The organism is Variovorax sp. 05N34 (assembly GCF_056397405.1).
Genome location: NZ_JBFTNI010000005.1, coordinates 286150 through 307988 on the forward strand (window position 1 = coordinate 286150; position 21839 = coordinate 307988).

Sequence of the window (21839 nt, forward strand, 5' to 3'; positions counted from 1 at the left end):
GCCGGATCAGAGGATCGGATTCATCACGATCTTTTTGCCATCCAGCGAGATCTGCGCCGTCTTGCCGGCGATATCGTCCGGCAGTGCGACTTCGGCCGTGCGGTAGATGCCGGCGATGGCCACCAGCTGCGCCTCCATGCAGGTCGTGAAGATGCGTGCTCCCGTGTCTCCGCGTGCTCCGGCGATCGCCTTGCCGCGCAACGGCGCGTAGACGTGCACGTTGCCGTCAGCGATGACTTCGGCGCCGAAGCTCACCACGGCGGTCACGATCACGTCGCCGCCTCGCGCGTACACCTGCTGGCCCGAACGCAAGGGCTTGTCGATGACGAGCGTGCCGTTGGCCGGCACTGGTACCTCGCGAACGATCTGCGGAGCTTCGCTTGGCGGCTCGGCCGGCGGTGCAGGCGCACGTGGAGCAGGTGTGGCCGGCATCGCGGTGATCGACAGTCCCGCCGCCCGCGCGGCGATGTTCTGGGCATTGCTGCCGCCACGCACCGCGACGGGCTGCGTCTGATGCCGCGCCAGCAGCTCACGCAGCGCCGCGAAATCGATGTCGGCTTCAGACTGGTCTTCCTGGAGTTGCGAGAGGTCGATGACCACCGGCTCCTGTTCGAAGAAGTCGGGCGAGTCCGCCAACTGGGCGTCGAGCGCTTCCGCCAGTACATCGAGATCAACCGTCTTGAGAATGACGGCGATCAGCGGCAGCGTGGCGCTCTTGAATTCGAATACCGCCTTGGTGCGCGCGGCGGAAGCATCGGCCATGGAAAACGTAGGTTCGAAAAGCGTTGGAGTCTAACGGGAGTGGCTTCCGCGCCGTGAAACTCTGCGGTCTCTATGACGCGGCACAACATCTCTTTCACCACGTTGCATTTCGTTGGGGCTCCCGTTGTCCACTCTCAGTCGCGGGTTCGCGCCAGCAGTGCATAGAGCAGGATCGCACCGAAGGTCGCGGTGCCGATGCCGCCGAGCGCGAACTGGCCGAACTTGAGCGTGAAGTCGCCTGTGCCGAGGACCAGCGTGATTGCGGCCACGATCAAGTTCTTGTTCTGCGAGAAGTCGACCCGGTTGTCGACCCAGATCTTCGCGCCCGACACGGCAATGAGGCCGAACACTACGATGCTCACGCCGCCCATGACCGAAAGCGGGATCGCCTGCACCAGCGCACCGAATTTCGGGCTGAAGCCCAGCACTAGCGCGATCAGCGCTGCCACGACGAAGATGGCGGTCGAGTAGATCTTGGTTGCAGCCATCACGCCGATGTTCTCGGCGTAAGTCGTCACGCCGGTGCCGCCGACAGCGCCGCTCACCATCGTCGCGATGCCGTCGCCGATGAACGCGCGCCCGAGGTATGGGTTGAGATCGCGCCCGGTCATCGCGCCGACTGCCTTCAGATGGCCGAGGTTCTCGGCCACGAGGATGACCGCCACCGGCGCGATCAGCAGTATCGCGTTGACCTGGAACACCGGCGACGAGAAGGTCGGCATGCCGAACCATGGCGCCGCTGCCAGCGGACCGAGGTCGATGGGTTTGCCCAGGCCCAAGCCATTCGTCAGCACCGCATAGATCACGCTCGCGGCAATCAAGCCCATGAGGATCAACAGCCGCTGGATCATGCCGCGCGTGTAGACCGCGATCAGGCCCACGCAGAGGAAGGTCAACGCCTGCATCCAGGTGTCGAAGCCGGTGGGCGCCATGTTCTTGATCGGCACGCTCGCCAGATTGAGCCCGATCACGGCGACCACTGCGCCGGTGACCACGGGCGGCATCATCCGCTCGATCCAGTGCATCGCGACGTCCTGCTCGACTTCCTCCACCTCGATGCCTTCCAGCCCGCGCACGGGAGCGCGGCGGGTGCGCCGCTCATTGGTGAATGCCACGAGGATGCCGATCAACACATAGACCAGGCCGCAGACGATGATGCCGCCGAGTGCGACGCCCAAGTTCGTGTTGGGCCCTGATCCCGAATAGCCGCTGGCGGCGATCACCACCCCGATGAAGGCGAAGCTCGATCCAAGATAGCTCGGCACTCGTCCGCGGGTGATGAAGAAGAACAACAGCGTCCCGATGCCGCTCATCAGAATTGCGATGTTGGGGTTGAAGCCCATCAGGATTGGCGCCAGCACGGTCGCGCCGAACATTGCAATCACGTGCTGCACGCCCATTGCGGTGGTCTGCGGCCATGCCAGCCGCTCGTCGGGCGCGACGATGCTGCCCGCGGAAGCCGAGACTTTGCGCCACCGGGGAAGGTAGGGATCCGTATCGCTCATGGTTTTCGCTCCTCGTTGTTGTTGTCGAAATCTTGTTTGTGAAACCGGAAGCAGGATGCGTCAGCCACCGCGCGGCGCCAGCACCGCCATCGTGATGCGGGAGACGCAGGTCAGTTCGCCGTCTTCGTTGGTCAAGTCGATCTGCCACACCTGCGTCGTGCGGCCGCGATGCACCGGGCGCGCCGTGCCGGTCACCCAGCCGCTGGAGGCCGACTTGAGATGGTTCGCATTGATGTCCAGTCCCACTGCGCGGTGGCCGTCGGGCGCCGAATAGTGGGCGCCGCACGATCCGAGCGTTTCAGCCAGCACCACCGACACACCGCCGTGCAGGATGCCGTAGGGCTGTACGGTGCGTTTGTCCACCGGCACGCGCGCACGGATGAAATCGTCCCCGACTTCCATGAATTCGATGCCGAGGTTGGCGACAGTCGTGTCCACGTGGCTTCGGGTCAGTTCTTCGATCGAGATATCTTTTTTCCAGATGCGCATTGAACATGTCTCCAGTTGAGTTGGCCAAAACTATAGCGATTACCGCTGAAAACGACGCGCTCACGGCTGACAGCGCCGACCACCCGGACCGGCGAAGCTCGCATCATGACGCAGGCTCGCCGTTGGATGGCTTTTTCCGTTGCCTTGGCGGTACTGCTGCTTCTCGGGGCAGCCCTGTGGATCCGCCAACTCCTGCCGAGCGACGAAGCCTTCGCCGCTGAAGTTGCATCGCGCTTCGAGAAAGCCTCTGGCATCGGCTTGCGGATCGGATCAGCCCACTGGGCATTGCGGCCGTCGCCGGTGATCGTGCTGGAGGATGTCGCCACGGTCCAGGCACGGCCGATCACCGTCCGGCGACTTGTTGTGCGGCCGAGGCTGTCTTCGCTCTGGCATCGACAGGTGTCCATCGCGCTGATCGAGGTCGATGGGGCGACGCTGCCCAGGGCGTCGGTGCGCGCGTTCCGCGGGCGATGGAAAGGCGAGAACGGCCCGATCGTTCTGGCGGGCGCATGGAAGCTCGCCGACGTCCCCGTCGAACGCGTGCGCATGCGCGATGTGACATGGATCGACCGCCGCGACATTGCGCTTACCTACGATCTCGACCTTCGCTTCGATCAGAACTGGCGGCCGCGCTCAGGCGAGATCCAGAGGTCGGGCATCACGCCGCCCGCCCGCCTGCGCATCGAGCGTGAAGGCAAAGAGGACCGCTGGCGCACATTGATCGACGTGGCAGACGGCACGTGGAACGGCACCAGCGAACTTCAAATCGATGACAAAGGTCGCCTGCGGCTTATGGCGCAACTGACGCCAAAGAATGTGGATGTGCGTTTGCTGGTCCGTAGTTTCGGCCGCCATGGTGTTGTCGACGGCCGCATTCAGGGGCAGACCGACATCGATTCGGAAGGCGACGACGTGGGCGAACTTTTCAGGCGATTGCATACGCGCACGCGATTCACGGTGGCGCCCGCCACTCTCATGGGCTTCGATCTGACGAAGGCCGTGACCGGCAATTCCGCGCGCGGCGGCCAGACGCCCCTCGACTCGCTCAGCGGCACACTGGACACGCAGAATTCGGACGACGGCGTGATCCTCCACTACATCGGATTGAAGGCACGCTCCGGTGTCCTCAAAGCCAGCGGCAGCGCGACCGTGGTCAATCGCCGGCTGGACGGGGAAGCAGCGATCGACGTCGTCGACGGAGTGCTTGGCGTGCCCCTCAAGCTCGGTGGCACGCTCGACGCGCCTGTCGTTTCGCTGACCGGCGCGGCGCTCACAGGTGCCGCGGTCGGGACCGCGGTGCTGCCCGGCGTGGGCACTGCGATCGGTGCTCGCATCGGCCAGCAGATGGACAAGCTCCTGGGCGACGAAGAAGCCAGGAAGCGCAGCCCTGGCGCGCCCGCGCCGAAGCCCAGGTGATCGCGCCGTTCAATTTTCTTTACGCTGGCTGGACAATCCCGGAGCAGCTTAATGCCAAGCTTGCCGCTTTCGCTAGATCACGCAGCCCTACGAGGTGTCCAGCCATGCACGTCAGCTATTCGGTCTTCACGGAAGCAAGGTTCTGGGTGATGGTGGCTGTCTCCGTGGTGCTGCCGTTCTGCATCTATGCGGTCCTGATTGCCAAGCAGGCCATCTCGCGAATGACTGTGCTCGTGCTCGGGTTCTCGCTGGTCGCCATCGCCGGGGTGGACGTGTACTTGCTCCAGCGACTGGCCACGACAGCGGCTGCGACGCCGTCACTCGCTGACGACGTACTCTTCATCTCGGAACTCCGCGTTGCGCTTTACCTGCTTCCAGCGTTGTTCGCCGGCCTCGGCATCAACGTGATCTCGCACGTGTTGACAACGCATTTGACCGCGGCCGAAAAGCGCTTTCGCGAGGAGCAGTCCGATCCCGGGTCCGGCCCGGAGGTCTAGAGACTCGGGTCGTTTGACCCCTGTCGCTTTCAAGCGTTCAGAAAGACTCCCAATCACCGCCCGATGCGAGCGCGACGGGAGTGGACGCCTGGGGCGCCGGCTTCGCAGCCGACTTGGCCTTGCCGCTTGCGGAAGGTGCAGGCGCGATTCGCGCGGGCGGCATCTGTTGCGCTTTCCGCCCATCAGCGAGACGGAACACACTCACGACGTGCGAGAGACTGCCGGCCTGCTCCTGCAGCGATTGCGCTGCTGCCGATGCTTCTTCCACCAGCGCCGCGTTCTGCTGCGTGACCTGGTCCATCTGCGTGATCGCCTGATTGATCTGCTCGATGCCCGACGTTTGCTCCTGGCTCGCGGCAGTGATCTCGCCCATGATGTCCGTCACGCGCTTGACGCTGTCGACGATCTCTTCCATGGTCTTTCCGGCTTCGGCCACCTGTTTGCTGCCTTCCTCGACCTTTTCGACCGAGTCGCCGATGAGCGTCTTGATCTCCTTGGCTGCGGCGGCGGAGCGTTGCGCGAGGCTGCGCACTTCGGAGGCCACGACGGCAAAGCCGCGGCCCTGCTCGCCAGCGCGGGCGGCTTCGACTGCTGCATTCAAGGCAAGGATGTTGGTCTGGAAGGCGATGCCGTCGATGACGCCAATGATGTCGACGATCTTGCGCGACGATGCATTGATGGAGCCCATCGTGTCGACCACCTGGTTCACGACACTACCGCCCTTGACCGCCACTTCGGAAGCGGACACCGCAAGCCGATTGGCTTGGCGCGCGTTGTCTGCGTTCTGCTTGACGGTCGAGGTGAGCTCTTCCATCGAAGCGGCGGTCTGCTCCAGCGAGCTCGCCTGCTCTTCGGTGCGCGAGGACAAGTCCTGGTTGCCCGTGGCGATCTGTGTGCTGGCTGTGGAGACGTTCACCACCACGTCCTGAACTTGATGCAGTGATGTGTGCAGCGCCGAGCGCATCGCATCGATGGCGCGCAGCAGCCGTCCGGTCTCGTCGTTGGCATAGCTGCTTTGCGCTGTGTCCGTCAGGTCCATCGCGGCAATGGCCTGCGCCATTGTCTCGGCCTTTCGCAGCGGACGCGTGATGCTGCGTGCGAGAAGCCAGGCCAGCAAGCTGCCCAGCGCTAGAGACATCGCCGTGCAGACGGTCAGCAGCGTGCTCGTCTGCGCGCGGAGGTTCTGGCCGCGCTGCGCCGCCGCATCCAACTCTGCGCGTTGCATGTCCACCATGCGCTGCACGCCCGCGAGATAGTTGACCGAGGTTGGCTCGAAGCGCGAGGTGAACACCTTGTCGGCGCCTTCGAGATCGCCCGCCAGCTTGAGCTTGCTGACCTCTTCGCGCGCGGCGAGATAGGCTTTGCGCAGCTCGCCGACTTTCTCGAAGAGCTCGCGCTCTTCGGGCTTGTTCATCTGGCCTTCGATGAATTTCTGCAGCTCGTTGGTTTCCTTGATCGAAGCCGCGGTCGCCGGCGCGAAATAGGCGATCAAGCTCGAATCGCTGCTCTTGGCGATGGCGGCCGCCCGCTGCACGCCCGAGGTCGTGTGGCGCAGCCAGTCGGAACCGGCACGCTCGGTCTTGACGCTGTCATTGACCATGCGGTCAATCTCCACGCCGAGTTCGCGCAGCTTCAGTACGGCAAAGACGCTGCTTGCGAGAAAGAGGGCAAGAATGGCACCCAGCACAAAGGCCAGGCGCCTGCCAATGGAGATATTGCTCAAGAACATGATCGTGATTCCAGAAGATGCGAAGGAGTGCGCCAACGCATATCGGCTGGAAACCGAAGAACTTGAGGGGACCGGCGCTGCGGTGCTTAGAACTTGTACGTCAGCGCGAGGTACGGAACGATCGGATTGAGCTTCAGGCTCGATTCGCTCGTTGCAACGGGCACACCGAGCGCCGTCGTCGTCAGATTGGCCTTGGTGCGCAGCGGAATGTAGGACACCGAGAAGGACACGCCCCAATGCGCATCGAACTGATAGGCGGCGCCCACGTTGAACACCGGCGCAAACTTGCTGTCGATCTTGGCCGTGGTCGACGACGCGGCTGCCGGGATGCCGATGCGATTGGCCAGGGCGCCCTGGAGCCCGGGCGTAAGGCTCACGTCGCTGTACCAGACGTAAGTGGCGCCGAGGCCGACGTACGGTCGAAACTTGGCTTCGCCTTCGTTGAAGTAGTACTTGGCGAGCAGGGTGGGGCTCCACTGCCGCGCTTCGCCGAGTTCGCCGATTGGGCCCAGCGTGCCGACGCCATCGAGCTTGAATTTCGGCGGGATGCCAAGCACGCCTTCGACGGCCCAGTGGCTATCGACGAAGTAGGTGGCGTTGAGGCCCAGCGTGTCTGAATTGCTCACGCTGGCGCCGGAGCCGGGTACGACGGTGTGGACCGGCGAGGTGAAGGTCAGCGGCTCGCTGGAGTCCTGGGGGGAGAGATGGAACCAGCCGGCGCCGACTTGCCAGTCGCCAGCCTTTTGCGCAAGGGCACTGCCCGATCCAAGCGCGGCAACAGCCGCCAGCGCGAACAGTTTTGTCTTCATCATGGGAGAAGGAAAGAAGAGTTCAGTAGTTTGGGAGTCGATAGGATACGGCGCCGTGCATTTAGCCGTTTGCTGCACTCAACTTTTCAGCGGCGCGGCCGATAAAGAGGCTGGTTCTCCAGGGATCTTCTGCAAAGAGGGATCGTTCGGCCCGCCTCGTGCGGGCCGTTTTTTTTCGGCCACTTGTTTTGCGGCTTACCGCCGGCTAGCCTGCCGTGACCTGGCAGGCTGCCCGGATGATGCGATTCGTCGGGTTGGGGTCGGCATCGCGGAACAGCATCGGAGGCGGGCTGTTCCCGTAGTTGATCGTCTTGCCGGCCGGGCCTTGCCAAAGCGGCGCCGCATAGAACGTGGCGGAGATGTAGTTGGCCTTGCGGGCGCGGCAGTCGAACAGCACGCTCGACTCGTACGAACGGTAAGGCGTCTTTTCCCAGTTGAAGCGTTGCTCCTTGCGGCTGACGCGCACGGTCATGGTCCGCAGATTGCCTTCGGCTTTCGTGGCGACGGGATTCACCTGCACGGTGTCGACCGACGCGTCAACCGGATTGCCGGTCACGGTGAACCATTGGTTCTCTGCCTGGGCGCCGCAACCCGCGAGGCTGAGCAACAAAAGCCACCTTCTCAATTCCAATCCTCATGCTGGCAATCGCGCGGATTCTAGCCAGCCGCCTTGCGTTGCACTGACGAATCGCGCCCTCAGTTCACGCGCACGACGTGAGGATCGGGCGCCTCACCGTGCAGGCGATCGACTTCCGCGGCGCGCCGGGAAAGCACGGCACGCTGATTGATGTAGCCCTTGTCGGTGATCTCTCCGGCGTCGATGTCGGGCGGTGCGTCGAGCACCAGCGCGCGGACCGGGCATTGGGACGAGCCGGCGCCTGCCTCTTGCAACTCGCGCATCACCCGGTGCAGCGCGGCGTGCAAGTCCTCGCGTGGTCGCGCCGCAGCCTGTGGACTGGCAAACACCAGCATGCCGACCTCGGCGCGGTCATGGCCGGTGATCACGATGTCCTGCGCCAAGGGAGCGAGGCGCGAGATCAGGTCGACGCGCAGCGTGCCGACCGACACCCAGGTCCCGCTGGACAACTTGAAGTCCTCCGCCACGCGCCCGTGGAACATCACGCCGCGCTCGGGCCGTTGCGCATCCGCGAGGTAACCGGCGTCGCCGATGCGGTAGTAGCCCTCTTCGTCAAAGGCTTCGGCGCTTTCGCGTGGTGCGTTGCGGTAGCCGGGGAACACCGATACGCCTTTGACGCGCATCTCCAGCTTGTCTCCGTTGGGCACGAACTTCAACTCGAGCCCGGGCAGCGGCGCACCGATGCATCCGGCGCCGTCCAGCTGCCAGTGCGCCGAGGTGATGGCGGGTGAAGTCTCGGTCGCGCCCCATGATGTCGTGAGCCACAGCGGACGCGAAGGCCGCGCGCGCTGCGCCACCGCTTCGAGCCGTTTCCATGTCGATGGCGCCAGCCCGGCGGCCGCGTAGAACGCCAGCCTCAGTCGTGACAGTACTTCGGCCGCCAGCGCCTCGTCGGCTTCCAGGAATGGCAGCAGCATGTCGAAGCCGCGCGGCACGTTGAAGAGCAGCGTCGGCCGAATCTCGCGCAGATTGCGCAGCGTCTTCTCGATCAACCCCGGCGCGGGCCGCCCCTCGTCGATATAGAGCGTCCCGCCGTGGCACAGCACCATGTTCAGGTTGTGGTTCGCGCCGAACGTGTGGCTCCAGGGCAGCCAGTCGACAAGCACCGGCTTTTCCTTTTCGAGGAAACGCCAGGTCTGCGTCATCATCTGCTGGTTGGCGCACAGCATCCGGTGCGTGTTGATCACGATCTTGGGCCGGCCCGTTGAGCCGGAGGTCAGCAGGTACTTGGCGTGGTCGTCCGGCACGATGGCCTCGAAAGCCTGCATGACGGCGGGCGTCTCGACGGTCTGCATCAGGCGCTCGAAGGCTTGCGCGCCCGAGTGCGTGTCGGCGTGGCGGCTGAACACCGTGACCGCATCGACCCCGCAGCCAGCCAACGCCGGGCCGTACACCTTCGCATCGGACGCGTAGATCAGCGCGGGATCCAGCGCACGCAGAATGCCGTGCAGCCGCGTCGGGTCCTTGGCCATGCGCGAATAGGCGCTGGACAGGGAACATGCGGTGCGGCCGATGTGCATCGTGGCAAGCATCAGCACCGCGTGATCGATGGCGTTGTCCGACAGGATCACCACAGGCCGGCCCTTCGGCACGCCCAGATGCAGCAGGCCTTGCGCGACGGCGCCGACGGCACGGCGCAACCCGCGGTAGTCGAAAGTGCGCCAGCCTTCGCCGCCGTCATCGCGTTCCGCCAGGGCAAGCGCACCCGGCGTCTCGCGCGCCCAGCGCTCGAGCCATTCTCCGATACATCGTGCGTAAGGCTTGAGCGCGACGGGCGAGCGCAGCGCGAAAGAGCCGTCGTCGAAATCGATGCGCACCGTGCGCGGCGGTGCGAGCTGGGTTTCGTCCTCGAAGAAGTCGCGCGTCGTCATGGTCTTGTCTCCTGAACTCGCCTCTGCGGGCGGAGTACTTGGCGGTGGCGCCTACACGCCAAGCAATTCCTCGAGCACCGCCGGCGAAGCCAGCAGCTCGGCCGACGCGCCATGCCGCACGATGCGGCCCTTTTCCATCACGACGGCCCGCTCGGTGTGCGACAGAACCTTGCGCCAATCGCGGTCGACGATCAGTGTCGCGATGCCGGTGGCGCGGATGTCGCTGATCACGCGCCAGATCTCGGCCACGATCAGCGGCGCGAGGCCCTCGGTTGCTTCGTCAAGGATCATCAGGCGCGGATTCGTCATCAGCGCGCGGCCAATCGAGAGCATCTGCTGTTCGCCGCCGGACAACTGCTGGCCACCGTGCGAGAGCCGCTCCGTCAGGCGCGGGAAGGTCGCCATCACACGGTCGAAGGTCCAGTCGCGCCTGCCGTCGATGCCGGGGCGCGCGCTCATCACGAGGTTTTCACGCACGGAAAGATTGGGGAAGATGCCGCGGCCTTCGGGCACGTAGCCGATGCCGCGGCGCGCCATTTTTTCCGGCGGCCATGCCGTGACTTCCTGCCCGTCGAGACGCACGTGTCCCGAGGCCGGACGCACATAGCCCATCAGTGAGCGGATGAGCGTGGTCTTGCCCATGCCGTTGCGGCCGAGCAGCCCGACTGAAGTGGCGGCAGGAATTTCGACATCGACGCCGCGCAGGATGTGGCTGTCGCCGTAATAGGTATTGAGGCCTTCGACTTGAAGCATCTCAGTGGTCCTCGCCGAGGTAGGCTGTGCGCACGTCCGGGTTCTGCCGGATCGATGCGGGGTCGCCCGTCGCAATGACGGTCCCGTTGACCATCACCGTGATTCGATCCGCGATGCGGAAGACGGCATCCATGTCGTGCTCGACGAGAAGGATCGCATGCGAAGTCTTGAGCTTGGTCAGCAGCCCCAGCATGCGCTCGGTTTCTTCGGCGCCCATGCCCGCGAGCGGCTCGTCAAGCAGCAGCACGCGCGGTTTGGTGGCCAGGCACATCGCGACTTCGAGTTGCCGCTTGGCACCGTGGCTCAACGTACCGGCAATGCGTTCGGCGACGGCATCGAGGCCCGCGGCGGACAGCGACTCGCGCGCGGCTGCATTGCTGTCGACGCACTGCCGCGACGACTGCCAGATCGCCCATGGCCGCGGCGTTGCGGCTTGCGCGGCGAGGCGGCAGTTCTCCAGGACCGTGAACTCCGGAAAAATCGTGGTGCGCTGATAGCTTCTGCCCACGCCCGCAAGCGCGCGGCGGAATTGCGCGCGTCCCGTGATGTCCTCGCCATCGAGCGAAATGCGGCCATCCGATGCGGTGATCTCACCCGAGAGCATGTTGATCAGCGTGGACTTGCCGGCGCCATTGGTGCCGATCACTGCATGCACTTCGCCTCGGCGCAAGTCGAGCGTCACGGCGTTGACGGCCACCAGTCCGCCGAAGCGGCGAGTCAGTGTTTCGACTGCGAGCAAGGTGCTCGTGCTCGTGCGGGCCTCCGCGCTCATGGCGCACCTCTTGGCGAAGGTGCCGGCGAGAGCCGGGACGCGATGCCGATGATGCCCTTGGGCAGCAGCGCGACGAAGGTGATGATGGCAAGGCCCAGCGTCAACTGCCAGTGATCCGCGAGCGGGCCAACCAGCGCTTGCGTCGACAACAGTTCCTTCAGCAGGGTGAAAGCGATGGCGCCGATCACCGCGCCGCGCAGATGGCCGAGACCGCCCAGGATGATCATCAGCAGCACCTCGCCCGAGTTGTGCCAGGCCAGCAGTTCAGGGTTGACGACGCCGTCGCGCGCGGCCACCAGGAAGCCTGCCAAGCCCGCCAGCGCACCCGCGATGACGAAGGCCGCGAGCTTGTAGCCATACACCGGAAAACCTGCGGCGCGCATGCGCTGCTCGTTGACGCGAATACCGGCCAGCGCTGCACCGAAGCGCGAACGCCGGATCAGCGCGAGAAAGCCGTAGGTGCCAACGAGCGCGGCCAGCACAACATAGAACTGGACGCGGCCGTTGTCCATGTCGAGCGCGCCGAGGGCAGGGCGGATGTACATGTAAATGCCGTCGCTGCCGCCTCCAAAGGCCGTGTCGTGAAACACGAAGAAGGCCATCTGTGCGAAGGCCAGCGTCACCATGATGAAGTACACGCCGCGCGTGCGCAGGCTCAGAGCACCGACGACGAGTGCGTAGGCGGCGGCGGAGCCCATCGCGAGTGGGAGCAGGAAGGCGATAGAGCCGCCGTCCTTCCCCGAGCCGAGCACCGTCGCGTAAGCGCCAATGCCGTAGAACGCCGCGTGGCCAAGGCTCACGAGTCCGGTCATGCCCACCAGCAGTTCGAGGCTCAGGGCGAAGATCGAAAGGATCATCACTTTCACGATGAAGTCCGAGACATAGGGGCTCAGGCTGGGGCCGAGCAAGGCCAATGCGATGGCGCAGGCAAGCGGCAGAAAGAAGGAAGCGCGTTGCATGCTCAGAGCCTTTTCCCCATGAGTCCTTCGGGGCGCCAGATGAGCACCATCGCCATCAGCACATACACACCCATGCCGCTCAGCTCGGCGAAGAACACCTTGCCGAAGGTGTCGACGAAGCCCACCAGCAGTGAGGCGACCAGTGCGCCGGTGATCGAGCCGATGCCGCCGATCACCACCACCACGAAGCAGATGATCAGGACGCTCGCGCCCATGCCTGGATAAACGGACGACATGGGTGCAGCGATCATGCCGGCCAGCGCAGCCAGGGCGACGCCGGCTGCAAACACGATCCGGTAGAGCCTGCGGATGTCAATGCCGAGCCCGCGCACCATGTCGCGGTTGCTCGCGCCGGCGCGGATCATCATGCCCAGCCGCGTGCGGTTGACCACAAAGTACAGGCCGACCGCCAGCAACACGCACGCTGCGGAAGCGAAGAGCCGATACCAGGGATAGCTCATGAGATCGCCCAGCGCAAAGCTGCCGTCCAGCCATGGTGGCGCCTTCACGCCATGGACGTCGTTGCCCACCAGCAGCGAGCGCAGCTCCTCGAAGACGAGGATCAGGCCGTAGGTCATCAGCACCTGCTGCAGGTGGTCGCGCTGGTACAGGTAGCTGAAGAAGGCCCACTCGAGCACGTAGCCGAACACCGCGGCGAGCACCACGCCCGCCACGAGCATCACGATGAACTGGTCGCCAAAGAGCGGCGACAGCGCGAACGCCATGTAGGCGCCAAGCATGTAGAAGCTTCCGTGGGCGAGATTGATCACGCCCATGATGCCGAAGATCAGCGTCAAGCCGGAAGCAACGAGGAACAGCAACAACCCGTACTGCACGGAGTTCAAGCACTGAACAAGAAAGGTACCGAAGTCCACGTCGCAGTTCTAGGTTAAGTACGTTGAGGGTCAGCGCCCATCCGGGAGACGACGCGGAACCGGCTTTGCCGGGCCGCTGGCGTCGCCCCCGGCAGGGGGTAGGCGAAGCGACACGAAGTGCGCGAAGCCTGGGGGCGAGTCAAAGCTTGCAACCGCGGGCCGGGTCGGCCAGGTTCTTCACGGCAATGTTGACCAGCTTGTTCTCGTGGCCTTCGACCTTGCGCAGGTAGATGTCCTGCACGGGGTTGTGCGCCTTGTTCATCGTGAAGGTGCCGCGTGGGCTGTCGATCTTGGCCTTTTCGATGGCGGCCGCGAATTCGGCCTTCTTCGAGATGTCGCCCTTCACGGCATTGAGGCCGACCGCCAGCATCTGGGCCGCGTCATAGCCTTGCACCGCGTAGACGTCGGGCTGCAGCTTGAACGACTTGGCATAGGCGGTGCGGAAGCTGGTGTCGCGCGGCGTGTTCAGGCCGTCTGCATAGTGCAGGGTGGTCTGCATGCCTTGTGCGGCTTCGCCCTGCGCTTCGAGCGTGCCGTCGGTCAGGAAGCCGGGGCCGACGAGCGGGATGGTCTTGTTGAGACCGGCCGCAGCGTAGTCCTTGACGAACTTGACCGCGCCGCCGCCCGCGAAGAAGGCATACACCACGTCCGGCTTGGCTGCCGCGATTTCTGTCAGGAGTGCCTGGAACTCGACATTCGGGAAGGGAACCGTGAGTTGCTTTTCGACCTTGCCGCCGGCCTTCTCGAAGCCTTCCTTGAATCCCGCCACAGACTCGTCGCCCGCCGCGTACTTCCAGGTGATGGTCATGGCCTTCTTCTTGCCTTGCTTGCCGGCCACGTCACCCATCGCATAGGCGGGCTGCCAATTGGAGAACGAGCTGCGGAAGATGTTCTGCGCGCACATCGGGCCGGTCACGGCATCGGCGCCGGCATTGGGCACGATCAGCACGGTGCCGCTTTCCTTGGCGGCCTTGGCCATCGCCATGGCGACACCGGAATGCACGGTGCCGATGATGACATCGACGTTGTCGCGCTTGATGAGCTTGTTGACGTTGTCCGTCGCTTTGGCGGGATCGGATTCGTCGTCGACCTTCACGAACTCGATCTCGCGGCCGCCGAGCTTGCCGCCCTGTTCTTCGATGCGCAGCTTGAAGCCGTTCTCGATCGCCACGCCGAGCGCCGCGTACGTGCCGCTGTACGGAAGCATCATGCCCACCTTCAGCTTGCCTTGTTGGGCGTGTCCGAGCGTGGCGATACAGGCCAGCGCGAGGGCTGTCAGCGTGGTGCGTGCGATGCGGGTGCTCATGGATGACTCCTTGTTGAAAATTCAGTGGGTTGCGACCTGCCGGTCCGTTTTCCAGGGTGCGTCCGCCGATGCGCGAGGCGACAATACTTTATAGCTAAACTATTTATCCCTCAACCAAGCGTTTTCCCTGCGTTTCCCGAGTGTTCATTCACGAAAGAAACGGTCGCAACTATCGCCGTTTCGGGTTGATCGCGATGCGGGGAATGCCCGCAGTCCGGCACCTCCACAAGCCTTGTTTGCGGCACGCGTTCGGCAATCCCGCGAATCTGGCGGAGCGTCCCGTATTCGTCGTCGATCCCCTGGATAGCAAGAACCGGGCAACGAATGCCGTCCAGCTCCGCTTCGATGTTCCACTGACGGAAGGGCGGATGGAGCCAGATGTGGTTCCAGCCCCAGAAGGCCGAGTCCACTTCATCGTGATAGCGGCCCAGCTTCTTCGGCAGGTCGGTCTCCAGATAGGCCTGCCGGGCGAGTTCGATGTTGGCGACGGTCACGTCCTCCACGAAGATGTGCGGCGCCAGGACGACCAGTCCCGCGACGCGATCAGGGAAGCGCGCAGCGTACAGAAGAGAGATCGATCCGCCGTCGCTATGCCCGAAGAGCCAAGGGCTTTCGTGGAGGCCGATGGCGTCGAAGAAGGCCGGCAGCACCTCGTGTGCCTGGCGATGCATGAAGTCGACGTCCCACACTTCATCGGCATCGCGCGGCGTGGAACGGCCGTAGCCGGGGCGCGAAAACACAAGGCCGCGAAATCCGCCGGCCTCACACAGCCGCTCGGGGAAATCCTTCCACATCGATACCGAGCCGAGCCCCTCGTGCAGGAAGACGAGCAGTGGCGCATGGGTCCGTTCAGGTGCGATGCGCACGTATTCGATGCGCACGTGTTTTCCCCGCCACTGGATGGCGGCGAATCGGGATTCGGGTATCACGCCTGCTGCTCCCGCTCGCGGAGGCGGAACCGCTGGATCTTTCCGGTCGCGGTCTTCGGCAACTCGTCGACAAACTCGATGAAGCGCGGGTATTTGTACGGCGCGAGGCGTTCCTTGACGAACGCCTTCAGCTCGTCTTCGGACACCGATTGGCCGTCCTTGCACACCACGTAGGCCTTGGTTTTGGTCAGCCCGTCGGCGTCTTCCTTGCCGATCACCGCGGCCTCCAGAACCGCGGGGTGCTGCATGAGCGTGGCCTCGACCTCGAAGGGCGAGACGTAGATGCCGCTGACCTTCAGCATGTCGTCGCTGCGCCCCGCGTAGGTGTAGTAGCCGTCGGCGTCACGCGAATACTTGTCACCGCTCTTGGTCCAGCCTTCGCGGAAAGTCTCGGCGCTCTTCTCCGGGTTGCCCCAGTACATGACGGCCGTGCTCGGGCCCTTGATATAGAGGTCGCCGACTTCGCCAACGCCAACGGGTTTTCCGTCTTCGCCGCGCAACTCGATGGCATAGCCTTCGACGGGCTTGCCGGTCGTGCCGTAGCGAATGTCGCCGGGCCGGTTGGAGATGAAGATATGCAGCATCTCCGTCGACCCAATGCCGTCGACGATCTCGCAGCCGAAGTGCTGCTTGAAGCGCTGTGCGATCTCGCCCGGCAGCGCCTCGCCCGCTGAGGAGCACATGCGCAGTGCGACGGCCTCGCGCGGCGGAAGGCGAGGGGACGCGAGCATGCCCGCGAAGCCGGTCGGCGCGCCGAAGAAGACGGTGGGCTTGTGCGCGCCTGTCCAGCGCTTGAAGGTCGCGTCGGGCGTCGGCCGCTCGGCCATCAGCAGCACCGTCGCCCCGACCGACAGCGGAAAGGTCAGCGCATTGCCAAGACCGTAGGCGAAGTACATCTTCGCGGCCGAGAAGCACACGTCGTTTTCCGTCAGGCCCAGCACGGGCTTGCCGTAAAGCTCTGCTGTCCACCAGGGGCTCCCGTGCGTATGCACGGTGCCCTTCGGCTTGCCGGTCGAGCCCGAGGAATAGAGCCAAAAGGCGTGGTCGCGCGGCGACGTCGCGGCAGGCGCAGTCAACGGCTCGCGCGCCGCAATGGCCGAATCGAAGTTGTGTGTGCCGGCGGTCAAGGGGCCTTCGGGCTGCGACACGAACAACGTGCGGACTTCGTTCGGTGCCTTGCCCATCGCTTCTTGCAGCACGGGCAGCAGCGCGCCAGACACGAGCGCCGCCGTGGCGCCGCTGTTTGCCAGCATGTAGGCGTAGTCGTCGGCGGTGAGCAGCGTGTTGACAGCGACTGGCACGATGCCGGCATAGAGACATCCGAGAAAGCTCACCGGCCAGTCGCTGGTGTCGAGCATCAACAGCAGCACGCGGTCTTCGCGCCGCACGCCCTCTGCGAGCAGTGCGGCGGCGAGCCGGCGGGCCCGGTCCTCGAGCTGGCCATAGCCAAGCGCGCCCCGATCGTCGACATAGGCGGTCTTCTGCGCACGCTCGCGATTGACCGCGAACAGGTGCTCGGCGAAATTGAATGTGTCGGGCAGGCTCATCTTTGTCTCCTCGGGTTCGTCGTGATTCGAGATGCCGGCTGCGCGCTACTGAAGCCCGAGCTGCGCCAGCACGCCGGGGCTGGCCTGCACCGCGCTGCGCCGGTGATAGAAATCCAGCGCGCGCAGGCCGCCGAGCTCCGCTCCACCGCCCGCGCGGCCGGGGCCGCCGTGCAGGGACATCGGCATGACGTTGCCGTGGCCGGTCTGCGCCTGCGCCACTTCGGGCGTGATCACGTGAACGCGGCCATGGCTGGTTGCAAGCTGCACCGCAGCCTGCCCCAGCGCCGCATCGTCAGCGCCGTACATCGAAGTCACGAGCGAGCCTTGGCCGCGATGGGCGAGCGCAATGGCGTGATCGAGATCGCGATAGGCCAGCAGCGTGGCGACGGGGCCGAACACCTCGACGTCATGCACGCGGTCGGCCGCGTCCGCATCGCGCGCGCCCAGCAGCACCGGGCCGATACAGGCGGCGACCGCGGGGTCGGCATCGACCAGTGCCTTCTGGCTGCCGTCGTGCAGCACGCTGGCCTGCGTCTTCAGTGATTCCAATCCTTCGCGCACGGCATCGAGCTGCACTCGGCTGACCAGCGAACCCATTCGCACGGCCTCGTTGCGGGGATTGCCCACGGTGATGCCAGCCAGCTTGGCACCGATGGTTTCCGCCGCGGCGTCGTAGATCGCCGCCGGCACGAGGATGCGGCGAATGGCCGTGCACTTCTGGCCGGCCTTGACCGTCATCTCGCGAACCACTTCGCGCACGAGCAGGTTGAAAGCCTCGGAGCCCGGAGCCGCATCGGGCATCAGCAGGGCGGAGTTGAGGCTGTCGGCTTCGATGTTGACGCGCACCGAGCGCTGGGCGACGGCAGGGTGCGAACGAATGACGGCGCCCGTCTCCGCGGAGCCTGTGAACGACACCACGTCGAACCCTTGGAGCTGGTCCATCAGCCCGGCGGAGCTGCCGCAAATGATCGACAAGGCGCCGACTGGCAGCACGCCGGCCTCGACCACGTCGCGCACCATGCGTTGCGTCAGCCAGGCGGTTGAAGTGGCGGGCTTGACGATCACAGGCACGCCGGAGAGGAGCGCGGGCGCGGCCTTTTCCCACAAGCCCCACGACGGGAAGTTGAATGCATTGATGAACAGTGCGACCCCGTGCGTCGGCACTTGCAGATGCTGGGACTGGAACAGCGGTTCCTTGCCCAGCTTGACCGCCTCACCGTCGCGAAGCGCGCGCACGTCGCCGAGCGCATCGCCCCACTTGGCGTATTGGCCGAGCGTGAAAATGGCGCCGTCGATGTCGACCGCCGAATCATTCTTCACCGTGCCGGAGTTCGCGGTGGCGATTTCGTAATAGCTGTCGCGGTGGGCCAGCAGCACCTTCACGATGCCAGCGAGCAAGCCTGCGCGCTCGCGATAGGTCAGGGCGCGCAACGCAGCGCCACCGGTTTCACGTGCAAAGCGGAAAGCATCGGCCAGGTCGAGCCCGCTTGCATCGACGCGCGCCAGCTCAGTGCCGAGCACCGGATCGGACAGTTGCGTGCCCGCGCCGGTGCCAGCTTGCCAGCGGCCAGCCACGTAATTGGAGAGAAGTTCGGTCATTGGGTGAACTGAATTTGCCCTTCGGGCAGGAGATAGAGAACCAGCGCACGGCCCTGCGCCACGGTGGGGCGATGAGCGCTGCCTGCCGGGTAGACGCACCAGCCCGCGGGGCGCCCGTCGAATGTCGCGTCGCCCTCGAGCGGCATGATCAAGTCGATCTCGCCGTTGGGGTGCGTGTGATGCGGCCCGGCAATGTCGCGCATGTCGACGACATCGACCGAGAACCGGTTCAGTGCGTCTTCGGCCTTGAACACCCGTCCGTAGCGGATGCCGCCGCCTTCGCGCTCACACAGCCAGCCTTCCTCGACGCCGCCGATGCAGGCTTGCTTGAGGCCCTCGTAAGTCGGACTGCCCGCGCCATGATGGGTGTTGAGCCAGAGATCGAGATCTTGATCGAGCGGCCGGCCGGCGATCTGTGTCGCCACGTCGGCGACGAGCTGGTGAAAGGCTTGTTTGGACATGGGCGTTCTTTGGGCGTGGGAACAAACTTGCGGCAATTGGCTGCGTGCAGTATCTTGCCTGTACATGAACCATAAGCACCGGACCTCAAGGTGTCAAGCAATATAGTGCATGAATGGGTGTTAACCCCGAGTGCGATCCACCAGAACAGCGAAAGAGAGTCATGAACGAGCGAGCTGACGACGTGGTGTTGACCGCGCCATCCGATGCGCCTCTGCAAGAGGAGGACGCGAAGAACCCGCTGCTGGTCGCGCTGGGCGAAAGAGTGCGCAACCTGCGCGCACGCCGCGGCCTGACCCGCAAGGCCGTCGCGCAGGCGGCCGACGTGTCCGAGCGCCACTTGGCCAATCTGGAATACGGCATCGGAAACGCTTCCATCCTCGTGTTGCAGCAGGTGTCCAGCGCGCTGCAATGCTCGCTGGCGGAGTTGGTCGGCGACGTGACGACGACCTCGCCCGAATGGCTGTTGATCCGCGAACTGCTCGAGCACCGCAGTGAAGCCGACCTGCGACGCGCCCGCATTGCCCTCGGCGAACTGCTGGGCACCGCCGCTGGTGATCCGGCGCGGCACCGGCGCATCGCGCTTGTCGGATTGCGCGGGGCGGGCAAATCCACGCTGGGGCAGATGCTTGCTGATGATCTGGATGTGCCGTTCATCGAGCTGAGTCGCGAAATCGAGAAGATCGCCGGCTGCAGCGTGCGCGAAATCCATGATCTCTACGGCACCAATGCCTACCGCCGTTACGAACGGCGTGCTCTCGAAGAAGCGGTCCAGATCTACAGCGAAGTGGTGATCGCCACGCCCGGCGGCATCGTCTCCGACCCCGCCACCTTCAACCAGCTATTGGCGCACTGCACGACAGTGTGGCTGCAGGCCGCCCCCGAGGAGCACATGGGCCGCGTCGCCGCGCAGGGCGACACCCGGCCCATGGCGGCGAGCAAAGAGGCCATGGACGATCTGCGGCGAATCCTGAGCGGCCGCGCGGCTTTCTATTCGAAGGCGGACCTGAGCGTGGACACCACCGGGCACGACCTGGCCGAGAGTTTCAACTTGCTGCGCGACACCGTCCGAGAGTCGATCAGCCGCGAAGGCTGAGTCCGGCGCCCCCCGCTGTAATAAATTCATTCCAAGGTTGACTGGCGTGAAAACATGCAGCATGATGCATGTCATGACGATAGGCAAATGCACTATTGTTCAAGATGTCCCATCTGCAAGATCTCAAGGAGACCGTCATGGCTGAAACCGCTGCCCACCCCGCCCGCGTGGATTACCGCACCGATCCCACGCAGTACCGTCACTGGAAATTGAGCGTCGAGGGCAGCGTGGCCCGCCTGTCGCTCGACATCGCGGAAGACGGCGGCATTCGTCCCGGCTACAAGCTCAAGCTCAACAGCTACGACCTGGGCGTGGACATCGAACTCCATGACGCGTTGAATCGCGTGCGCTTCGAACATCCCGAAGTGCGCTCGGTCATCGTCACCAGCGCCAAAGACCGCATCTTCTGTTCAGGCGCAAACATCTTCATGCTGGGCGTGTCGAGTCACGCTTGGAAGGTGAACTTCTGCAAGTTCACGAACGAGACGCGCAACGGCATCGAGGATTCGTCCAAGCACTCGGGGCTCAAGTTCATCGCGGCCGTGAACGGCGCCTGCGCTGGCGGCGGCTACGAACTCGCCCTGGCCTGCGACGAAATCATCCTGGTCGACGACCGCTCTTCTTCCGTCTCTCTGCCCGAAGTGCCGCTGCTCGGCGTGCTGCCAGGCACTGGCGGCCTGACCCGTGTGACCGACAAGCGCCACGTGCGCCATGACCTCGCGGACATCTTCTGCACCAGCGTCGAAGGCGTGCGTGGCCAGCGTGCCGTCGAATGGCGTCTGGTCGATGCAATTGCCAAGCCCGCGCAATTCGGCACTGCCGTGCAAGAACGTGCCGCCAAACTCGCCGAAGCCAGCGACCGCCCGGCGAATGGCAAGGGCGTGAGCCTCACCCGCGTGGAGCGCGAAGACGCCCCCGACAGCCTGCGCTACGAGCACGTCACCGTCGAGATCGATCGCGCCCGTCGCACAGCCACCTTCACCGTCAAGGCACCCAAGAGCGCGCAGCCGACTGACATCGCAGGCATCGAAGCGGCCGGTGTCAACTGGTGGCCGCTCGCGATGGCTCGTCAACTCGACGACGCCATCCTCTGCATGCGCACCAACGAGCTCGACGTCGGCACCTGGCTGCTGAAGACCGAAGGCGACGCCCAAGCCGTATCGGCGAGCGACGCGACGATGCTGGCCCACAAGGACCACTGGCTGGTGCGCGAAACGATCGGTGCCCTGCGCCGGACGCTGGCGCGCCTCGATGTCTCCTCGCGCAGCCTCTTCGCGTTGATCGAATCCGGCTCCTGCTTCGCGGGCACGCTCGCTGAAATCGCCTTTGCCGCCGATCGTGCCTACATGCTGGCGCTGCCCGACGATGCCGACAAGGCCCCGACGCTGACGCTCAACGAGTTCAACTTCGGCTACTTCCCGATGGTCAACGACCAGAGCAGGTTGCAGCGCCGCTTCTATGAAGAAACCGCGCCGATGGAAGCCGCCCGCGCGGCAGCCGGCAAGGCGCTCGACGCGGACGAGGCACTGAAGCTCGGTCTGGTCACGATGGCGCCGGACGACATCGACTGGGACGACGAAATCCGCATCGCGATCGAAGAGCGTGTGGCCATGTCGCCCGACGCGCTCACCGGCCTCGAAGCCAACCTGCGATTCGCGAGCCAGGAAAACATGCTTACGCGCATCTTTGGCCGGCTTACCGCGTGGCAGAACTGGATCTTCAATCGTCCGAACGCCGTGGGCGAAAAGGGTGCCCTCAAGGTGTATGGCACCGGCGAGAAAGCCGGTTTCGATTTGAACAGGGTATGACCCCCAGGCTCGCGCACTTCG

At 64.5% G+C, this 21839-nt stretch carries 20 protein-coding genes; 4 read left to right on the forward strand and 16 right to left on the reverse strand.

Going from position 1 to position 21839, the window contains the following annotated elements; all coding sequences use genetic code 11:
• Positions 1 to 6: 6 nt before the first annotated feature.
• From minC to AC1DMA_RS16025, 3 genes are all read right to left on the reverse strand, one after another.
• Positions 7 to 762, reverse strand: coding sequence for a septum site-determining protein MinC (minC, locus tag AC1DMA_RS16015; RefSeq protein ID WP_478144811.1), 756 nt, complete (start codon positions 760 to 762; stop codon positions 7 to 9).
• A gap of 134 nt (positions 763 to 896) precedes the next feature.
• Positions 897 to 2267: a solute carrier family 23 protein gene (locus tag AC1DMA_RS16020; RefSeq protein WP_478144812.1), complete on the reverse strand. Its 1371-nt coding sequence runs from the start codon at positions 2265 to 2267 to the stop codon at positions 897 to 899.
• 60 nt (positions 2268 to 2327) lie between these two features.
• Positions 2328 to 2756: a hotdog fold thioesterase gene (locus AC1DMA_RS16025; protein WP_478144813.1), complete on the reverse strand. Its 429-nt coding sequence runs from the start codon at positions 2754 to 2756 to the stop codon at positions 2328 to 2330.
• A 126-nt stretch (positions 2757 to 2882) separates the two neighbouring features.
• On the opposite strand from AC1DMA_RS16025, the gene AC1DMA_RS16030 reads away from it, so the two are divergent.
• Both AC1DMA_RS16030 and AC1DMA_RS16035 read left to right on the forward strand, forming a co-directional pair.
• Entirely contained in the window at positions 2883 to 4172 is a 1290-nt protein-coding gene (locus tag AC1DMA_RS16030) for an AsmA family protein (RefSeq protein WP_478144814.1), read from the forward strand.
• Between the two features lie 104 nt (positions 4173 to 4276).
• On the forward strand, positions 4277 to 4669 hold the full coding sequence (locus AC1DMA_RS16035; RefSeq protein ID WP_478127632.1) for a hypothetical protein: 393 nt from the start codon (positions 4277 to 4279) through the stop codon (positions 4667 to 4669).
• A 37-nt stretch (positions 4670 to 4706) separates the two neighbouring features.
• Here the strand turns inward: AC1DMA_RS16035 and AC1DMA_RS16040 are convergent, their stop codons facing one another.
• The 13 genes from AC1DMA_RS16040 to AC1DMA_RS16100 all read right to left on the reverse strand — a co-directional run bounded on the left by AC1DMA_RS16040 (position 4707) and on the right by AC1DMA_RS16100 (position 18916).
• Positions 4707 to 6398: a methyl-accepting chemotaxis protein gene (locus AC1DMA_RS16040; protein ID WP_478144815.1), complete on the reverse strand. Its 1692-nt coding sequence runs from the start codon at positions 6396 to 6398 to the stop codon at positions 4707 to 4709.
• Positions 6399 to 6484: 86 nt separating this feature from the next.
• Complete coding sequence (locus AC1DMA_RS16045; RefSeq protein ID WP_478128504.1) at positions 6485 to 7207, reverse strand: OmpW/AlkL family protein; 723 nt, start codon at positions 7205 to 7207, stop codon at positions 6485 to 6487.
• A gap of 205 nt (positions 7208 to 7412) precedes the next feature.
• Positions 7413 to 7832, reverse strand: coding sequence for a surface-adhesin E family protein (locus AC1DMA_RS16050; RefSeq protein ID WP_478144816.1), 420 nt, complete (start codon positions 7830 to 7832; stop codon positions 7413 to 7415).
• Between the two features lie 71 nt (positions 7833 to 7903).
• Positions 7904 to 9715 (reverse strand): feruloyl-CoA synthase, encoded by a 1812-nt coding sequence (locus tag AC1DMA_RS16055; protein WP_478144817.1) that lies wholly within the window; start codon positions 9713 to 9715, stop codon positions 7904 to 7906.
• Positions 9716 to 9766: 51 nt separating this feature from the next.
• The gene (locus AC1DMA_RS16060) at positions 9767 to 10468 is read right to left on the reverse strand and encodes an ABC transporter ATP-binding protein (RefSeq protein ID WP_478144818.1); all 702 of its coding nucleotides are present in this window, start codon (positions 10466 to 10468) and stop codon (positions 9767 to 9769) included.
• Between the two features lies 1 nt (position 10469).
• Complete coding sequence (locus tag AC1DMA_RS16065) at positions 10470 to 11240, reverse strand: ABC transporter ATP-binding protein (protein WP_478144819.1); 771 nt, start codon at positions 11238 to 11240, stop codon at positions 10470 to 10472.
• The gene (locus AC1DMA_RS16070) at positions 11237 to 12199 is read right to left on the reverse strand and encodes a branched-chain amino acid ABC transporter permease (RefSeq protein ID WP_478144820.1); all 963 of its coding nucleotides are present in this window, start codon (positions 12197 to 12199) and stop codon (positions 11237 to 11239) included. Before AC1DMA_RS16070 ends, AC1DMA_RS16065 begins: the two co-directional genes overlap by 4 nt.
• 2 nt (positions 12200 to 12201) lie before the next feature.
• On the reverse strand, positions 12202 to 13074 hold the full coding sequence (locus tag AC1DMA_RS16075) for a branched-chain amino acid ABC transporter permease (RefSeq protein ID WP_478144821.1): 873 nt from the start codon (positions 13072 to 13074) through the stop codon (positions 12202 to 12204).
• 139 nt (positions 13075 to 13213) lie between these two features.
• The gene (locus tag AC1DMA_RS16080; RefSeq protein ID WP_478128491.1) at positions 13214 to 14380 is read right to left on the reverse strand and encodes an ABC transporter substrate-binding protein; all 1167 of its coding nucleotides are present in this window, start codon (positions 14378 to 14380) and stop codon (positions 13214 to 13216) included.
• 110 nt (positions 14381 to 14490) lie between these two features.
• On the reverse strand, positions 14491 to 15261 hold the full coding sequence (locus tag AC1DMA_RS16085; RefSeq protein ID WP_478144822.1) for an alpha/beta fold hydrolase: 771 nt from the start codon (positions 15259 to 15261) through the stop codon (positions 14491 to 14493).
• 44 nt (positions 15262 to 15305) lie between these two features.
• Positions 15306 to 16856 (reverse strand): benzoate-CoA ligase family protein, encoded by a 1551-nt coding sequence (locus tag AC1DMA_RS16090; RefSeq protein WP_478144823.1) that lies wholly within the window; start codon positions 16854 to 16856, stop codon positions 15306 to 15308.
• A gap of 45 nt (positions 16857 to 16901) precedes the next feature.
• Positions 16902 to 18455 carry a 3,4-dehydroadipyl-CoA semialdehyde dehydrogenase gene (locus AC1DMA_RS16095; protein ID WP_478144824.1) on the reverse strand — a complete coding sequence of 518 codons (1554 nt, stop codon included), beginning with the start codon at positions 18453 to 18455 and terminating at the stop codon, positions 16902 to 16904.
• Positions 18452 to 18916, reverse strand: coding sequence for a 4-hydroxylaminobenzoate lyase (locus AC1DMA_RS16100; protein ID WP_478144825.1), 465 nt, complete (start codon positions 18914 to 18916; stop codon positions 18452 to 18454). Before AC1DMA_RS16100 ends, AC1DMA_RS16095 begins: the two co-directional genes overlap by 4 nt.
• Before the next feature lie 161 nt (positions 18917 to 19077).
• Here AC1DMA_RS16100 and AC1DMA_RS16105 point away from each other — a divergent pair, with 161 nt between their 5' ends.
• Both AC1DMA_RS16105 and boxC read left to right on the forward strand, forming a co-directional pair.
• Entirely contained in the window at positions 19078 to 20010 is a 933-nt protein-coding gene (locus tag AC1DMA_RS16105; protein WP_478128486.1) for a helix-turn-helix transcriptional regulator, read from the forward strand.
• Positions 20011 to 20147: 137 nt separating this feature from the next.
• Positions 20148 to 21818 (forward strand): 2,3-epoxybenzoyl-CoA dihydrolase, encoded by a 1671-nt coding sequence (boxC, locus tag AC1DMA_RS16110; RefSeq protein ID WP_478144826.1) that lies wholly within the window; start codon positions 20148 to 20150, stop codon positions 21816 to 21818.
• The last annotated feature ends 21 nt before the right edge of the window (positions 21819 to 21839 follow it).

Bases quoted from the DNA above. Each gene is read 5' to 3' on its own strand.
- minC (WP_478144811.1), bottom strand. From the start codon at position 762: ATGGCCGATGCTTCCGCCGCGCGCACCAAGGCGGTATTCGAATTCAAG.
- AC1DMA_RS16020 (WP_478144812.1), bottom strand. From the start codon at position 2,267: ATGAGCGATACGGATCCCTACCTTCCCCGGTGGCGCAAAGTCTCGGCT.
- AC1DMA_RS16025 (WP_478144813.1), bottom strand. From the start codon at position 2,756: ATGCGCATCTGGAAAAAAGATATCTCGATCGAAGAACTGACCCGAAGC.
- AC1DMA_RS16030 (WP_478144814.1), top strand. From the start codon at position 2,883: ATGGCTTTTTCCGTTGCCTTGGCGGTACTGCTGCTTCTCGGGGCAGCC.
- AC1DMA_RS16035 (WP_478127632.1), top strand. From the start codon at position 4,277: ATGCACGTCAGCTATTCGGTCTTCACGGAAGCAAGGTTCTGGGTGATG.
- AC1DMA_RS16040 (WP_478144815.1), bottom strand. From the start codon at position 6,398: ATGTTCTTGAGCAATATCTCCATTGGCAGGCGCCTGGCCTTTGTGCTG.
- AC1DMA_RS16045 (WP_478128504.1), bottom strand. From the start codon at position 7,207: ATGAAGACAAAACTGTTCGCGCTGGCGGCTGTTGCCGCGCTTGGATCG.
- AC1DMA_RS16055 (WP_478144817.1), bottom strand. From the start codon at position 9,715: ATGACGACGCGCGACTTCTTCGAGGACGAAACCCAGCTCGCACCGCCG.
- AC1DMA_RS16060 (WP_478144818.1), bottom strand. From the start codon at position 10,468: ATGCTTCAAGTCGAAGGCCTCAATACCTATTACGGCGACAGCCACATC.
- AC1DMA_RS16065 (WP_478144819.1), bottom strand. From the start codon at position 11,240: ATGAGCGCGGAGGCCCGCACGAGCACGAGCACCTTGCTCGCAGTCGAA.
- AC1DMA_RS16070 (WP_478144820.1), bottom strand. From the start codon at position 12,199: ATGCAACGCGCTTCCTTCTTTCTGCCGCTTGCCTGCGCCATCGCATTG.
- AC1DMA_RS16080 (WP_478128491.1), bottom strand. From the start codon at position 14,380: ATGAGCACCCGCATCGCACGCACCACGCTGACAGCCCTCGCGCTGGCC.
- AC1DMA_RS16090 (WP_478144823.1), bottom strand. From the start codon at position 16,856: ATGAGCCTGCCCGACACATTCAATTTCGCCGAGCACCTGTTCGCGGTC.
- AC1DMA_RS16095 (WP_478144824.1), bottom strand. From the start codon at position 18,455: ATGACCGAACTTCTCTCCAATTACGTGGCTGGCCGCTGGCAAGCTGGC.
- AC1DMA_RS16100 (WP_478144825.1), bottom strand. From the start codon at position 18,916: ATGTCCAAACAAGCCTTTCACCAGCTCGTCGCCGACGTGGCGACACAG.
- AC1DMA_RS16105 (WP_478128486.1), top strand. From the start codon at position 19,078: ATGAACGAGCGAGCTGACGACGTGGTGTTGACCGCGCCATCCGATGCG.
- boxC (WP_478144826.1), top strand. From the start codon at position 20,148: ATGGCTGAAACCGCTGCCCACCCCGCCCGCGTGGATTACCGCACCGAT.